This window comes from Bradyrhizobium sp. ISRA464 (assembly GCF_029910095.1).
Classification (GTDB): domain Bacteria; phylum Pseudomonadota; class Alphaproteobacteria; order Rhizobiales; family Xanthobacteraceae; genus Bradyrhizobium.
This window is the reverse complement of record NZ_CP094526.1, coordinates 3,111,805-3,127,193: the sequence shown is the minus strand read 5'-3', so window position 1 is coordinate 3,127,193 and position 15,389 is coordinate 3,111,805. Positions and strand designations below refer to the sequence as shown.

10 protein-coding genes and 1 riboswitch are annotated in these 15,389 nt (G+C 64.5%); of the genes, 7 read left to right on the top strand and 3 right to left on the bottom strand.

Translation table 11 applies throughout. The features are described 5' to 3' along the window. Positions 1 to 149 precede the first annotated feature (149 nt). Entirely contained in the window at positions 150 to 1,223 is a 1,074-nt protein-coding gene (locus MTX19_RS14430) for an efflux RND transporter periplasmic adaptor subunit (protein ID WP_280984163.1), read from the top strand. Then, positions 1,220 to 4,378, top strand: coding sequence for an efflux RND transporter permease subunit (locus MTX19_RS14425; protein WP_280986034.1), 3,159 nt, complete (start codon positions 1,220 to 1,222; stop codon positions 4,376 to 4,378). Before MTX19_RS14430 ends, MTX19_RS14425 begins: the two co-directional genes overlap by 4 nt. Positions 4,379 to 5,183: 805 nt before the next feature. Here MTX19_RS14425 and MTX19_RS14420 read toward each other — a convergent pair. Both MTX19_RS14420 and ltrA read right to left on the bottom strand, forming a co-directional pair. Further along, the gene (locus MTX19_RS14420; RefSeq protein ID WP_280984162.1) at positions 5,184 to 6,383 is read right to left on the bottom strand and encodes a TrmJ/YjtD family RNA methyltransferase; all 1,200 of its coding nucleotides are present in this window, start codon (positions 6,381 to 6,383) and stop codon (positions 5,184 to 5,186) included. A gap of 238 nt (positions 6,384 to 6,621) precedes the next feature. Continuing rightward, entirely contained in the window at positions 6,622 to 7,944 is a 1,323-nt protein-coding gene (ltrA, locus tag MTX19_RS14415) for a group II intron reverse transcriptase/maturase (RefSeq protein ID WP_280980119.1), read from the bottom strand. A 669-nt stretch (positions 7,945 to 8,613) separates the two neighbouring features. Here ltrA and MTX19_RS14410 point away from each other — a divergent pair. The 4 genes from MTX19_RS14410 (at position 8,614) to MTX19_RS14395 (ending at position 11,120) form a co-directional block, all read left to right on the top strand. Then, positions 8,614 to 8,829 (top strand): hypothetical protein, encoded by a 216-nt coding sequence (locus tag MTX19_RS14410; RefSeq protein WP_280984161.1) that lies wholly within the window; start codon positions 8,614 to 8,616, stop codon positions 8,827 to 8,829. Between the two features lie 5 nt (positions 8,830 to 8,834). Continuing rightward, positions 8,835 to 9,251, top strand: a complete 417-nt coding sequence (locus tag MTX19_RS14405; protein ID WP_280986033.1) for a hypothetical protein — start codon at positions 8,835 to 8,837, stop codon at positions 9,249 to 9,251. 118 nt (positions 9,252 to 9,369) lie between these two features. Beyond that, positions 9,370 to 10,584 (top strand): NADP-dependent isocitrate dehydrogenase, encoded by a 1,215-nt coding sequence (locus tag MTX19_RS14400; RefSeq protein ID WP_280984159.1) that lies wholly within the window; start codon positions 9,370 to 9,372, stop codon positions 10,582 to 10,584. Between the two features lie 35 nt (positions 10,585 to 10,619). Then, positions 10,620 to 11,120 carry a DUF3455 domain-containing protein gene (locus MTX19_RS14395; RefSeq protein WP_280984158.1) on the top strand — a complete coding sequence of 167 codons (501 nt, stop codon included), beginning with the start codon at positions 10,620 to 10,622 and terminating at the stop codon, positions 11,118 to 11,120. Positions 11,121 to 11,135: 15 nt separating this feature from the next. Here the strand turns inward: MTX19_RS14395 and alaS are convergent, their stop codons facing one another. Continuing rightward, the gene (gene alaS, locus MTX19_RS14390) at positions 11,136 to 13,805 is read right to left on the bottom strand and encodes an alanine--tRNA ligase (protein ID WP_280984157.1); all 2,670 of its coding nucleotides are present in this window, start codon (positions 13,803 to 13,805) and stop codon (positions 11,136 to 11,138) included. A gap of 199 nt (positions 13,806 to 14,004) precedes the next feature. Further along, positions 14,005 to 14,092: riboswitch (glycine riboswitch) on the top strand. Positions 14,093 to 14,234: 142 nt separating this feature from the next. On the opposite strand from alaS, the gene gcvT reads away from it, so the two are divergent. After that, complete coding sequence (gene gcvT, locus MTX19_RS14385; RefSeq protein ID WP_280984156.1) at positions 14,235 to 15,380, top strand: glycine cleavage system aminomethyltransferase GcvT; 1,146 nt, start codon at positions 14,235 to 14,237, stop codon at positions 15,378 to 15,380. The last annotated feature ends 9 nt before the right edge of the window (positions 15,381 to 15,389 follow it).

Genomic DNA, 15,389 nt, shown 5'->3' with positions numbered 1-15,389 from the left:
TAGTGTTACCATGGTTACAAATCAATTGGAACGCGCCCGAGCAAAGCGAAGTTTTTGGCTATAATGATACCAAAGCGCGCTAACCACGCATCAGTCAGACACTCGAGACTTGGCCGTGAATCCGGGACGAGCTTGGTCGGGGACGCCACATGAGCCGGCAGAAGGAATCGGCAGTGTCGTGGTCGGTGAGACTGCTGGTTGCGGCGGCCGTCGTCGCTTGCGGTGCTCTGCTGGGTTGGGGACTCGTCGCGGGACGGGAGAAGGCCGCAGTCGAGGAGCAGCAGGAAGGGGCTATCAAGGTCCCGGTTCGGGTCTCCGATAAGAACGGCGAACGGGTGATCAGGCTCGACGCCGATACGCAACAACGCAGCGGCATCGAGACAGGTGTTCTGTCTTCGACTCCCCATCCAGAGCAGCTTCGCGCCTACGGAATGGTTCTCGATGTCGCGCGACTGACTGAGCTCAGCAACAGTTACGCCAATGCCAAGGCGCAGGTGCAGACCGCACAGGCGAAGCTTGCGATGTCGAAACCGGCATACGACCGCGCGCAAAAGCTTTTCAACGAGACTCACGTCGTCTCGCAGGCCCAGGTGCAGGCCGCCGAGGCGGCTTTCGGTACGGACCAGGCCAGTCTGGTCGCAGCGGAAGCTCAGGTACGCACCCTCAGCGCAACGGCCTACCAGGAGTGGGGCGCCGTTCTCGGCAAATCGCTGATCGAGGAGTCCCCGATGATCAAGGCGCTGATCGAGCGGCAGAGTTTCCTGTTGCAAATCACCCTGCCCCCCGGCGTGGTGCTCCCGACGCCACCTGCCACGGCTTCGATAAAGGTCGGCGACGCTCGGCAACAGATCGCCTTCGTATCGCCAGCAACGCGCATCGACCCGAGGATTCAGGGCGTCAGCTTCTTCTACACCGTGGCAGCGGCAAGTGGCGTTCTGCCCGGGATGAACGTGCTCGCCTTCCTGCCCACCGGCAAATCGATCGAGGGCGTCGCAGTGCCAGCCTCCGCTGTCGTCTGGTGGCAAGGTCGAGCCTGGATCTATCGCCGCACGGCCCCGTCGAGTTTCACACGCCTGGCAATCGCAACGGACGCGCCAACACCGGACGGCGGCTACATCGCAAACAACGTGGCGAAAGACGCGGAGATCGTCACACAAGGTGCGCAGTTGCTGCTGTCCGAGGAGTTCCGCGCACAAATCCAGGTTGGCGAGGATTCGCAGTGAGCGCCGCCTCGCGTTCTGGTCCACAGGCCGCGATCCTCGCTTGGGCGATCCGATTCCGCGGCATTGTCGTCGCGCTCGCTTGCGTTCTCGTCGCCTACGGGGTCTATGGGCTTGGCCGCGCCAAGTACGATGTCTTCCCCGAATTTGCGCCGCCCCAGGTCAGTATTCAGACCGAAGCCGTCGGGCTGACGCCCGAGCAGGTCGAGGTCCTCGTCACACGTCCGATCGAGAACGCCATCAGTGGCGTCCCTGGCGTCCGGACCCTGCGCTCCACGTCGATCCAGGGGCTATCCGTCGTGACGGTGTTTTTCAATTCGTCGAGCGACATTTATCGCGACCGGCAAGTTGTCGCTGAACGTTTGGCGGCTGCCGCGCAGCAGCTTCCGCAGGGGGTGCAGGCGCCCGTCATGACGCCGCTCACGTCATCGACCAGCCGAATGCTGGTGGTTGGCTTGACGTCCGAGACGCGCTCATTGATGGAGCTGCGCACGGTCGCGGACTGGACGGTTCGCTTGCGCCTGCTCGCCGTTCCCGGGGTGGCCAGCGTCACGGTGTTCGGGGGCGACAAGCGCTCGATCCAGATCCAGGTCCACCCTGACGAATTGATCCGATACGGCCTGACGCTCAACGATGTGCTGACCGCAGCGCGCCGGTCGACCGGCGTGCGCGGCTCGGGCTTCATCGACACAAGAAACCAGCGGATTGTCTTTCAGACCGAGGGACAATCGCTCAAGCCAGATGCCATCGCGCGAACCGTGCTGCTGAGCCGGGGGGCCGCGAGTGTCACGCTGGGGAACGTGGCCGATGTCGTTGACGCGCCTGTACCACCCATCGGCGGTGCCGAGATTGGAGGAAAGCCCGGCGTCATTCTCAATCTGGCAGAGCAATATGCCGCCGACACGCTCAAGGTCACGCAGGAGGTCGAAGCGGCACTGGAAGAGCTGCGGCCGGGTCTTGCGGCGGATGGCATCACGCTCCACGCCGATCTTTTCCGACCGGCAAATTTCATCAACGTGGCAACCAGCAATGTCCGGGATTCGCTGGTTTTGGGCGGCATTCTGGTTATCGTCGTCTTGTTCCTCTTTCTGTTCGACATGCGGACAGCAGCGATCTCCTGCGCCGAGATCCCGCTTTCGCTCTTTGCCGCCACGCTGATCCTCGAGCGCATGGGCGCCTCGCTCGACACGATGACGCTTGGCGGGCTGGCCATCGCGATCGGCGTTGTCGTGGATGACGCGGTGATCGACGTCGAGAACATCGTGCGACGCCTGCGCGAGAACAGAAGGCTGCCCGAGCCGCGGCCGTTCGCTCAGGTGGTCCTCGATGCAACGCTCGAGGTTCGCGGCGCCGTCGTCTATGCAACCTTCGCCGTCATTTTGGTGGTCTTGCCGGTGATGGCATTGTCCGGAACGGTTGGACGCCTGTTTGCTCCGCTCGGGCTCGCCTACGCTACCGCCGTCATGGCCTCGCTTGTCGTCGCGTTGACCGTCACGCCCGCCTTGTCGATGGCGCTCCTGCCGGACAGGATTCCCGCCGGCGATCCGCCCGTGATCCGCTGGGTGCGCGCTGGCTACCAGGGCTTGTTGCGGAAGCTTGCAGAATGGCCGCGTACGCTGATCACGGTCGCTGCCGCGCTGACGATTGCCGGCTGCGCTGCGCTGCCGTTTTTCGGCCGCGGGCTCATTCCCGAGTTGAAGGAGGGGCACTTCGTCGTCCACATGGCGACAGTGCCGGGTACATCCATCGAGGGTTCGCTGCAAGTTGGCGCGCGCATCGCCGATGCATTGCTAAAATTGCCTGAGGTGCGGTCGGTTGCGCAGCGCGCAGGGCGGGCGGAAGAGTCCGAGGACACCTTTGGGCCTCACTACAGTGAGCTCGAAGTTGCTTTGAAGCCGGGGTTGTCAGGAGACGACACCGAGAAGGCCGAAGCAGACATTCGCCGAACGCTCGCCGGCTTCGTCGGCGTAAGCGCCTCCGTCATGACTTTTCTGACCGAGCGCATCGAGGAAACGCTCTCGGGATACACCGCGGCCGTTGTGGTCAACGTCTTCGGCAATGATCTCGACCTCCTCGATCGCAAGGCGCGGGAAATTGCCCAGGTATTAAATGAGGTTCCTGGCGCGACCGATGTTCAGGTGCAGTCGCCGCCAGGCCTGCCGCAGCTGACGATCCGCCTCCGCAATCCCGATCTGGAGCGTTGGGGTTTCGACGCGGTGGAGGTGCTCGAATTGATCCGCACCGCCTATCAGGGCGACGTCGTCGGGCAGACCTATGAAGGCAATCAGGTCTTCGACGTCATGACGATCCTGGACGCTGCCAGCCGGGACAACATTACCAAGGTCGGCGATCTGCCATTGCGCAGTCCGAGTGGCGTGTACGTCACGCTCAGGCAGATCGCAGACATTTACCAAAGTTCGGGACGCTACCAGGTCCTCCACGAAGGAGCGCGTCGCGTTCAAACCGTGACAGCCAACGTCACAGGGACCGATGTGGTTTCCTATGTTCGCGCGGCCAAGGCGATGATTGCCTCGAAGATCCATCTTCCCTCCGGAGCGTACCTCCAGTTCGCCGGTGCAGCGGAGGCGCAATCGCGGTCGCAGCGCGATCTCATCGTCAACTCGCTGATCGCCACGATCGGCATCGTCCTCTTACTGTCGGTCGTCACCCGGAACTGGCGCAATCTGCTGCTGGTGCTGGCGAACCTGCCGTTCGCGCTGGTGGGCGGCGTGCTGGCGGTCTTCGCGACCGGTGGGGTTTTGACCCTGGGCGGCATGGTCGGCTTCATCACGTTGTTCGGCATCAGCCTTCGCAATTCGATCCTGATGATCGCACATTACGAACATCTTGTTGAAATGGAGGGCTGGGCATGGGGATTGGAGGCTGCCATCGCGGGCGCCGCCGATCGGCTTACACCTATCCTCATGACGTCGATCGTGACAGGGCTCGGCATCCTGCCGCTCGCGATCGGCATGGACGAACCCGGCCGTGAAATTCAGGGACCGATGGCAATCGTCATCCTGGGCGGGCTCGTAACGTCGATGGCACTTAACCTGATCGTATTGCCGACACTGGCGCTGCGCTATGGACGCTTTGAACCCAAACCTGAGGAATTCACTCACTTGGCTTCATCTCATCGCTCCAAGGCTGCTGAGTGAGGGGTGCGCCGCTCAGCCGCCGGCGCTTGTAAGGGGCCTGGTTTCTCCTGCCAAGGAGAGACGGCGACCCGGCAAGTCCACGGCAAGTCCACGGGGTGAAGTGCGACAAATCAACCCGACGGGCAACTCAGCAAAACCCGTCAAGCCCTCGCGGCAGAAATATTTCTGTTTTCCAGAAATGAAACTCAGTGTATTATCCGCCCGTCTCACCCGCCTGAGGGGCGCTGCGCGATCGTCACGAGTGCTGGGTCGAGATGCGGTGGACGCCGATTGCGCAACTGACGAGTGCGCGTAAGGCGGAGGGTGAAGTCGTGCAGGCCTGACGCCCTAGTGGCAGGTGTCTCATCAGCAAGAGGCTATGCCTCTGCTGATGACGGTGACAACAAAGCCCAGTCTCGCCGGGGAGAGCACGTATAAGCCGTAAGCCATCGCGCAGGGAAAGCCGGAGTGTTCTTCGGTCTCACCTGTGGTCCTACCTCCCGAGCTTTCCATTTGCTCGGGACCCAAGGGTGCGATCGGCACCCGGCTTTCCCTGCGCCCTCTGCGAATTGAGAGGGCGGAACGAGATGCAAAGCTCGGACAGATCGTGTCGCGAGAATGCAAAGCTGCGTCCCCATCCACTTCTGTCATCGCCCGGCTTGACCGGGCGATCCAGTACGCCGCGGCCTCTCGGCTCAAGTCCTGACGTCTCTGGAATACTGGATCACCCGCTTTCGCGGGTGATGACACCGAGCGAGCTGCTTACACCTCGAAACGAGAACTATCCGACTTGATCCCAACGGTGAAGTTATCGCCCTTGCTAAGCTCACCGCCCCTGCCGAAGACTCGCCTCCAACCGCGCCAACTCACCGTCGAGATCGCGCTCCACGTCGGCGACCTGCATGTCGACGACGCGGTAGTCGCGCGCCTCGAGCCAGGCGCGGCGCTTGGCGCGGTCGGCCGCGATCGCCTCGCTCTCATTCGGGTTGACCAGCTCGATCGCGATCCGGTGGGCGAAGGAGACGAAATCGGGGATGTGGCGGCCGACCGGGGTCTGGCGCTTGAACAGGCCGGCGAAGCGGCGGTCCCGCGTCAGCGCCTGCCACAGGATCCGCTCGGCATCGGTCGGGTTGCGGCGGAGCAGCCGCGCCAACCCGCGGACGGTGCTGCTGTTGTCGGCGGTTGCGCCGCCCTGCCCCTGCTCGGCGAGCAGCGCACGCAGGCGCGTCGCCTGGGCGCCGTCGAGCACCCCGCCCTTGGCCGGGCCCTTGCGCCCTTCGGCGATCGCCATCACCACCCCGTGCAGCGTGTGCATGTCCTGCTTGGTCGGGTCCATCCGGGTGAAGATGTTGCGCAGGTTCACCAGCATGGTGTCGCGCTTCTCCGCCGGCCGCAGGAACTCGACCTTGTCGAGCTCGGCGACGAGATTGTCGAAGAAGGCCTGGATCTGGTGCTGGGACGCCGGCTCGGACCGCTCGGGCATGGCGAAGGGCAGCGCGCCCGCGGTCGAAAGCTTGAACCACTCATAGCCCGTCAGCAGCACTGCCTGCGCGAGGTTGAGCGAGGCGAAGCCCGGGTTCACCGGGAAAGTGATGATGCGGTTGGCGAGCGCGACCTCCTCGTTGGTCAGGCCGGAGCGCTCGCGCCCGAACAGGATGCCGGCGCCGCCGCCACGCCCGACATGGCCGACGATCTCGCGCGCCGCGGCCTCCGGCCCGACCACCGGCTTGGCCTGGTCGTGGGCGCGGGCCGTGGTCGCGAACACCAGCGTGAGGTCGGCGATCGCCTGTTCGACGGTGTCGAACAGCTCGACGGAACCGATGATGTGGTCGGCGCCCGCGGCCGCGCGTTGGGCGGCGATGTTCGGCCAGCCGTCGCGCGGCTTGACGAGGCGAAGCCTGGTCAGCGCGAAGTTGCCCATCGCGCGCGCGGCCATGCCGATGTTCTCGCCGAGCTGCGGCTCGACCAGGATGACGACGGGACCGGCAAGGTCGTGCCCTGCCTTGGTCTTGTCGGTGCCGGACATCTCACTTCACTTTCTGATTCAACGTCTGAAGGTTTTGAATCAGTTTCCGAACCGGCTGATTCAACACCTCACGCCGAGACTTGCGATCGGCTGTCCACCGGTTTCGCGCAAGACCGTTTTCTCCAGGTAGAGTCGGGGAAGGGCGCGGTAGCTTGGGCCATTCGGCAACGCCCCGTTTCCCTTCCTCGCTCATCAAACCGGACGTGCGGAGCTACCGCATCCGGCTTTCCGACTGGCTTCAGTGCAAGGCCCACGGCGGCGGTCCCAAGTGGACGCGTCGGAGGTGCAAGACCCCGAGCGCGCCAAACACAGCCTCTCGCGGGAAGAGGCGGGTGCCACGCGACGGCACCTTGTGACGTCGGACCAGGAATCCGCGGACCCGTTCGTACACATGGTTATCGACGGTCCGGTACGCCGGTTTCCGAGTGCCGTAGCCGAAGTACGTGCTCCAGCCTCGCAACAAGCGATTGAGCCGGTCACGCACGTCAAGCCAGCACCCGGTGTTGCCGGGGACCAGGATATCGCTCACCTTGGCTTTGAGCCGCTGAACACTCTTCTTGGACGGGCTCGCGCCCAGATACCAATGGCCATCTTTCCGGTACCGATGCGGCCCGAAGCTATAACCAAGGAAGTCGAAGCTCTCGCGCCGGGCATCCTTCACCGAGGTTTTCGCCTCGTTGAGCGTCAGCCCGAGTTTCGTCATCACCGCTTTCGTCCACGCCAGAGCCTCGTGCGCATAGCCGCGGCTGAGGATGACGAAGTCGTCGGCGTACGAGACGATGTGGGCGCGGAAGGCTTCGCCGCGTCCGGTCAATCGCCAATGCTTCAGGAACCGGTTCATATAGATGACGGAGAGCAGCGGGCTTGCAACACCGCCTTGCGGTGTGCCGCGCTTGCTGTTCTTGCCGCCACTCATGCGCCGCTTCCCGTTGCCGTCCCGCTCCTCGACCGGCGCTTGCAGCCACAGCTTGATCAGCCACAGCACATGCCGGTCAACGATGCGTCGGGCCACCGATTTGAGGAGGTCCGAATGCGGGATCGTGTCGAAATATTTCGACAAATCGGCGTCAACCACGTCGGTATAGCCCCGGCAAATCAGCCGGTGCGTTTCCTTGATCGCATCGACCGCGCTGCGACGCGGACGATAGCCATAAGCACTGTCCTCGAAGTCCGCTTCGAATATCGGTTCCAACACGAGTTTGGCGGCAGTCTGAATGACGCGACAGCGGATCGTGGGAATGCCGAGCGCGCGCTCGCCTCCCCCGGGCTTCGGGATCATCACCCGCCGCACCGGATCGGGTCGGTACGTCTTCGAAACGAGGTCCTCGCGCAGCCCCGCTAACCATGCTTCCACGCCCGACGCCTCGATCTGCTCAAAGGTCACCCCGTCAACACCAGGCGCACCCGCATTGGCACGGGCCAGCGCGTAGGCGTGGCGCAGAATGTCCTCACGGCAGATCTTGTCGTAGAGCAAATAGAAGCGGTAGGCAGGCTCCGCCTTCGCCTTGCAATAGAGCTTTCTCTGAAGGGTCCTGATCCTTTCAGGCGTTTCGAGGCTCATCGCCAATCACCTGTTTCCTCACCGTCTTTGAAAGCACACCAGAAGTCAGGGACCTTCCCTCCGCCGGCATTACCCGGTTTCAACGGTACCGCGTCCCTGTCCGACTCCCGCTGCAGGCCGCCGCCAATTGCGACGTTGAAGACGCGACCTCCGCCCGCTGCGGGTCTCCCCCGATTACCCGCATCGCCCTTCCAGCGTGCCGAGTCCACTACCCCGGCGGATCAAACAGGTGCGCACGTCGATTGCTTCCCTATCCACACGGCCTTCCCCGTATCTCAGGCGGGTCGGCATCCGCATCTTCACTTTCGAGGCCTGCTCAGACTTCACTCATATTACGGCCCGCTGGATTGCTCGACCGCCCAAGGCGGCCTTTGTCACGAGGCTTCGAACCGGCCGGTTACCCGACCGATCCGCTCGTCAGCTACCAGATCAATCGACAACTATCTGGGTGGAATCCTCCTCCACTGGTGATGCGCGCCGTCGGGGCGCACGGAGATAACAGGGTTAGCGGCGTTTGCGAATCCTCAATCGGAATCCCGGCCACGCTGCTGCGGGGCCGCGCCTCGCGCGCGCTTCGCCTTCGGATAGGCTATCAACCACAATCAAAGCGAAGCTGTAAAGCCGCGCTTCAGACGCCGCTTGAACGGCGGGGCGCAGGGGAAAACGACAATGCGGGGCAGATGGACGCTGGCGATCCTCGGGATCGTCCTGATCGTGGCGGGCGGCCTGCTCGCCCTGATGCGCCTCGCGCCCAAGCGCGCCAGCCGCGCCGGCCTGATCGGCCAGTCCATCGTGATCGCGCTCGTCTCGGTCGCGGTCGGCTATGCCGCGCTGTGGCCTGCCGATCTCGCCTTCAAGATCGCCGGTTCTGGATCGTCGCGCTGAAGTTGATGAGCGCGAAGCAATTCCTCATCTTCCTGATCTATCTGATTCCGTTCACGGCGTTTTTCGCCGTGGCGCTGAACGTGCTGCACCGAAATTTCTCGACCATGGACGCCTCGCGCGGCGCCCTCTACCTCACCAACATCCTGGCGCTGACGCTCGGTTTCATTGTGTTGCTGGTGCTGCAATACGGCACGCTGTGGCTGACGGGGAAGCTGTTCAACCCGATCCCGGACCCCGGCTTCGTGCCGCTCTCGACCATCGTCGCGATCCAGTTCGTGCCGCTGCTGGCGATCGTGGCCGTGATCGCGACCTTCACCTGGCGGCGGACCGGATCGAGCCTGCCGGGCGCCCTGATCGCGGGGCTGTTCGTGACCTGGTACGTCGTGGCCGAGACCGCCACGCAGGCCCCCTTTTTAGGCTAAAAGATGGGCTTAAACTGCATAACCGGTCCGCTTCCGCCCGCCCGCGGGCGGTGCTATAGCGCAGGCCTATTCCACCCCGCCGTCAAAAGCGCGCTGTTCCCAAGAGGGCCTCTCCGTCATGGCAAAAATCAAGGTGTCCAACCCCGTCGTCGAACTCGATGGCGACGAGATGACCCGGATCATCTGGCAGTACATCAAGGACAAGCTGATCAACCCGTTCCTGGATGTCGAACTGCTCTATTACGACCTGGGGATGGAACACCGCGACGCCACCAATGACCAGGTGACCATCGACGCCGCCCACGCCATCAAGAAGGTCGGCGTCGGCGTGAAGTGCGCCACCATCACCCCTGATGAGGCCCGGGTGAAGGAATTCGGCCTGAAGGAGATGTGGAAGTCGCCGAACGGCACTATCCGCAACATCCTCGGCGGCTGCATCTTCCGTGAACCGATCATCTGCAAGAACGTGCCGCGCCTCGTTCCGGGCTGGACCAAGCCGATCATCATCGGCCGCCATGCCTATGGCGACCAGTACCGTGCCACCGACATCAAGTTCCCGGGCAAGGGCACGCTCTCGCTGAAGTTCGTCGGCGAGGACGGCACCGTGATCGAGAGGGAAGTGTTCAAGGCGCCTGGCGCCGGCGTCGCGATGGAGATGTACAATCTCGACGACTCCATCATCGACTTCGCCCGTGCCTCGTTCAACTACGGCCTGATGCGCAACTACCCGGTCTACCTCTCGACCAAGAACACGATTCTGAAGGTCTATGACGGCCGCTTCAAGGACATCTTCCAGGACGTCTTCGACCGCGAGTTCAAGAAGGAATTCGACGCCAAGGGCCTGACTTACGAGCACCGCCTGATCGACGACATGGTGGCCTCGGCGCTGAAGTGGTCCGGCGGCTATGTCTGGGCCTGCAAGAACTATGACGGCGACGTGCAGTCCGACACCGTGGCGCAGGGCTACGGCTCGCTCGGCCTGATGACCTCGGTGCTGCTGACCCCCGACGGCAAGACCGTGGAAGCCGAAGCCGCCCACGGCACAGTGACCCGCCACTACCGCGAGCACCAGAAGGGCAAGGAGACTTCGACCAACTCGATCGCGTCGATCTTCGCCTGGACCCGCGGCCTTGCCCATCGCGCCAAGCTCGACAACAACCCGGAGCTGGCGAAGTTCGCCACCACCCTGGAGAAGGTCTGCGTCGCGACCGTCGAGGACGGCTACATGACCAAGGACCTCGCACTGCTGGTCGGCGCCGACCAGCGCTGGCTCTCCACCACCGGATTCCTCGACAAGGTTTCCGACAACCTCGTGAAGGCGATGGCGGCCTGAGGCCGCTCTTGCCGGCAGCAACAGCGAGCGTGACCATGGCCCTGGTCCAAAGCGTGACGCTCGCATCCTTGCTACTGACCGGGTCGGCGGCGCTCGCCGCCGATCCCCTTCCCTCCGCCGTCGCTACGTCGGGCGAGACCGCCGTCCTCACCATCCACGCCGAGGGCGTGCAGGTCTACGAATGCAAGCCGGTCACCGACGGCAAGTTCGCCTGGTCGTTCCGAGAGCCGATAGCGACCCTGATCGCCGACGGCCGGACCGTCGGCCGGCATTATGCCGGGCCAAACTGGGAGCATGTGGACGGCAGCGCCGTGACCGCCCGCACCGCCGGCGACGCGCCTGGCGCCACCGCGTCTGACATTCCCTGGCTGAAGCTCGAGGTGATTTCCCACCGCGGCGAAGGCGTGCTCACCGGCGTCGCCACCGTGCAGCGGATCAATACGTCGGGCGGCCAGCTCAAGGGCGCCTGCGACAAGGCCGGCGCGCTGAAGAGCGCGCCGTACACCGTGGACTACGTGTTCCTGCGAAAGAACTGAGCCGTCGACGCCCGCTCAGGCGCCGACCATCGCCTGTTCAATCGCCGTCAGCGCCGCGTTCGCCTTGGCGCCGTCGGGCCCGCCGGCCTGCGCCATGTCGGGCCGGCCGCCGCCGCCCTTGCCGCCGAGGGCTTCCGAGCCCTTGCGCACCAGCTCGACCGCGTTGAAGCGCGAGGTGAGATCGGCGGTGACGCCGACCACGATGCCGGCCTTGCCGTCCTCGGTGACGCCGACGATCGCGACCACGCCGGAGCCGATCTGCTTCTTGCCGTCGTCGACCAGGCTCTTGAGGTCCTTGGTCTCGACGCCCTCGATCGCGCGCGCCAGCAGCTTGACGTTGCCGACCTCGCGGACGGCGGCTGCGCCGTTCGACGCAGCGCCGCCGCCCATCGCGAGCTTCTTGCGGGCATCCGACAGGTCGCGCTCGAGCTTCTTGCGCTCCTCCATCAACGCCGCGATGCGCGCCGGCACGTCCTCGATCGTGGTGCGCAGCTCGTTCGCCGCCGTCTTGGCCAGCGCCATGGTGTCGTTGGCGTGCCTGCGCGCATGGCGGCCGGTCAGCGCCTCGATGCGGCGGACGCCCGACGAGATTCCGCTCTCATGCGTCACCGAGATCAGGCCGATGTCGCCGGTGCGGCGGACATGGGTGCCGCCGCAAAGCTCGACCGACCAGCCGAGCGCGTTCTGGCCGTACTCGCGCGCGCCCTTGCCCATCGAGACGACGCGGACCTCGTCGCCGTACTTCTCGCCGAACAGCGCGCGGGCACCGGCCTCGCGGGCATCGTCCACCCCCATCAGGCGGGTGGTGACCTCGTCGTTCTCCAGCACGACGTCGTTGGCGATGTCCTCGATCCGGGCGAGCTCCTCGGGCGTGATCTGCTTCGGATGCACGAAGTCGAAGCGCAGCCGGTCGGGCGTGACCAGCGAGCCGCGCTGGGCGATGTGGTCGCCGAGCACCTGGCGCAGCGCCTCATGCAACAGATGCGTCGCCGAGTGGTTGGCGCGGATCGACGAACGCCTGGCGTGGTCGACCTCGAGCTGCAACGCGGTGCCGACGTTCAGGATGCCCTGCTCCACCGTGCCGAGATGCACGAAGAGATCGCCGGCCTTCTTCTGCGTGTCGGTGACACGGAACCTGACACCCTCGCCGGTCAGCACGCCGGTGTCGCCGACCTGGCCGCCGGACTCCGCATAGAACGGGGTCTGGTTCAGCACGATCGCACCGGTCTCGCCCGCCTTGAGACTGTCGACTTCGGCGCCGTCCCTGACCAGCGCGGTGACCGCGCCTTCCGCGCTCTCGGTCTCGTAGCCGAGGAATTCGGTTGCGCCGAGCTTCTCGCGCAGCGGGAACCAGACGCTCTCGGTCGCCGCCTCGCCCGAGCCGGCCCAGGAGGCGCGCGCCTTCTCGCGCTGCCGGTTCATCGCATCGGTGAAGGCCGCTTGGTCGACGCCGATGCCGCGCGACTTCAGCGCGTCCTGCGTCAGGTCCAGCGGGAAGCCATAGGTGTCGTAGAGCGTGAAGGCGGTGTCGCCGTCGAACATGTCGCCCTTCTTGAGGCCCGCGCTCTTCTCGTCGAGGATCGATAGTCCCCGCGCCAGCGTCTTGCGGAAGCGAGTCTCTTCCAGCCGCAGCGTCTCCTCGATCAGCTTCTCCGCGCGCACCAGATCCGGATAGGCCTGGCCCATCTCGCGGACGAGCGCCCAGACCAGGCGATGCATCAGCGGCTCGCTCGCGCCCAAAAGCTGCGCGTGGCGCATCGCGCGGCGCATGATCCGGCGCAGCACATAGCCGCGGCCCTCGTTCGACGGCAGCACGCCGTCGGCGATCAGGAACGCCGAAGAGCGCAGATGGTCCGCGATCACCCGGTACGACGCGACGGTCCGCTCAGTGGGTCCGTGCCCGAGCGCGGACGCGGCGGCATCGATCAGTTGGCGGAACAGGTCGGTCTCGAAGACGCTGTCGACGCCCTGCAGGATGCAGGCCATGCGCTCCAGCCCCATGCCGGTGTCGATCGACGGGCGCGGCAGCGGCACGCGCTCCTCCTTCGTCACCTGGTCGAACTGCATGAACACCAGGTTCCAGAACTCGAGGAAGCGATCGCCATCCTCATCCGGGCTGCCAGGAGGTCCGCCCCAGATGTGCTCGCCGCGATCGATGAAGATCTCGGAGCATGGACCGCACGGGCCGGTATCGCCCATCGCCCAGAAATTGTCCGAGGTCGCGATGCGAATGATACGGTCGTCCGAGAAGCCCGCGATCTTCTTCCAGTGGCCCGCCGCCTCGTCGTCGGTGTGATAGACGGTGACAAGCAGCTTGTCCTTCTTCAGCCCGAAATCCTTGGTGATCAGGTTCCAGGCGAGCTCGATCGCGCGCTCCTTGAAGTAGTCGCCGAACGAGAAATTGCCGAGCATCTCGAAGAAGGTGAGATGGCGCGCGGTGTAGCCGACATTATCGAGGTCGTTGTGCTTGCCGCCGGCGCGCACGCATTTCTGCGAGGTGGTAGCGCGCTGATAGGGCCGCTTCTCGACGCCGGTGAAGACGTTCTTGAACTGCACCATGCCGGCGTTGGTGAACATCAAGGTCGGATCATTGCGCGGAACCAGCGGCGACGACGCCACGATCTCGTGGCCGTTCTCCTTGAAGAAGTTCAGAAATGTCGACCTGATGTCGTTGACGCTGCTCATGTTCATCCAATCGGAAAAGGGCCGGCCAGGCGCAAAATAACGTCAATTTCCGGCCGAACGCTTTTAGACATTGCCAGCCGCGGTGTCCAGAAACTGTGCAGGCGGATCATGGGCTTGCCGCAGGAGCACAAAGCCCGTTGATAGTGCCTTGAGCCGCGTTGACAGCCTTGGCGAAGGCGTGGTTCTGTCCTACCTATTGTTAAGTCACGTCGGGAGAGACCGGCCTTGCCGGCGCCGAAGGAGCAACCGCCCCGGAAACTCTCAGGCAAAAGGACCGCGTGACATCTGACATCTGGAAAGAGACGCCGACGGGCCAGACCCTGATGCGTCCGCCGACGGGATAATACTCTCAGGCACAGCGACAGATGGGGCTTTCTGCAGGTTTCTCAAGGGGAATGGGTCCCCGGCGGGAACCGCGAGGGCCCTGTGATGCTTGCACCCGATAATTCCCCGCTGAAGCAGACCCCGTTGCACGCGCTGCACCTTGCACGTGGGGCCAAGATGGTGCCGTTCGCCGGTTACGACATGCCGGTGCAATATGCCGCCGGCGTCCTGAAGGAACACCTGCACACCCGCAGCCAGGCGGGCCTGTTCGACGTCTCCCATATGGGCCAGCTTCTGCTGAAGCCCAAATCCGGCAAGGTCGCGGACGCGGCGCTCGCGCTGGAAAAGCTGGTGCCGCAGGACATCCTGGGCATCGCGCCGGGACGGCAGCGCTACGCGCAGTTCACCAACCATGACGGCGGCCTGCTCGACGACCTCATGGTGGCGAATTTCGGCGATCACCTGTTCCTGGTGGTCAACGCCGCCTGCAAGGCCGAGGACGAGGCCCATCTGCGCGCGCATCTCTCCGATACCTGCGAGATCGTGTCGCTGGCCGATCGCGCGCTCATCGCGCTGCAGGGGCCGAAGGCAGAATCCGCGCTGGCGACGTTTTGTGCCGACGTCACGGCGATGAAGTTCATGGACGCCGGGCCGCGCCGCCTCAGTGACGTCGACTGTTTCGTCTCGCGCTCCGGCTACACCGGCGAAGACGGTTTTGAGATTTCGGTGCCCGCCGACAAGGCCGAGGCGCTGGTCACCGCCCTGCTCGACAATCCCGACGTGCTGCCGATCGGGCTCGGCGCGCGCGACAGCCTGCGGCTCGAGGCCGGGCTCTGCCTCTATGGCCATGACATCGACACCACGACAACCCCGGTCGAGGGCGCGCTGGAATGGTCGGTGCAGAAGGTCCGCCGCAGCGGCGGCGCCCGCGCCGGCGGCTTTCCGGGAGCGGACAAGATCCTCGCGCAGTTCGCGCAAGGCGCATCGCGCCGGCGCGTCGGCCTCAAGCCGGACGGCCGCGCCCCGGTGCGTGAGGGTGCCGCGCTGTTCGCCGATGCCAGTTCGAGCGAGCAGATCGGCAAGGTCACCTCGGGCGGCTTCGGCCCGAGCCTCAATGCACCTGTTGCAATGGGCTACCTGCCCACCGCCCTTTCCGCCATCGGCACCACCGTTTTCGCCGAAGTGCGCGGTCAGCGGCTGCCGCTCAAGGTCGCCGCCACGCCCTTCGTCCCCAACACCTATAAACGCTAGAGGACATCC

Excerpts from the sequence above, each read along its gene's own strand:
- MTX19_RS14430 (WP_280984163.1), top strand. The coding sequence starts at position 150 with ATGAGCCGGCAGAAGGAATCGGCAGTGTCGTGGTCGGTGAGACTGCTG.
- MTX19_RS14420 (WP_280984162.1), bottom strand. The coding sequence starts at position 6,383 with ATGTCCGGCACCGACAAGACCAAGGCAGGGCACGACCTTGCCGGTCCC.
- ltrA (WP_280980119.1), bottom strand. The coding sequence starts at position 7,944 with ATGAGCCTCGAAACGCCTGAAAGGATCAGGACCCTTCAGAGAAAGCTC.
- MTX19_RS14410 (WP_280984161.1), top strand. The coding sequence starts at position 8,614 with ATGCGGGGCAGATGGACGCTGGCGATCCTCGGGATCGTCCTGATCGTG.
- MTX19_RS14405 (WP_280986033.1), top strand. The coding sequence starts at position 8,835 with ATGAGCGCGAAGCAATTCCTCATCTTCCTGATCTATCTGATTCCGTTC.
- MTX19_RS14400 (WP_280984159.1), top strand. The coding sequence starts at position 9,370 with ATGGCAAAAATCAAGGTGTCCAACCCCGTCGTCGAACTCGATGGCGAC.
- MTX19_RS14395 (WP_280984158.1), top strand. The coding sequence starts at position 10,620 with ATGGCCCTGGTCCAAAGCGTGACGCTCGCATCCTTGCTACTGACCGGG.
- alaS (WP_280984157.1), bottom strand. The coding sequence starts at position 13,805 with ATGAGCAGCGTCAACGACATCAGGTCGACATTTCTGAACTTCTTCAAG.
- gcvT (WP_280984156.1), top strand. The coding sequence starts at position 14,235 with ATGCTTGCACCCGATAATTCCCCGCTGAAGCAGACCCCGTTGCACGCG.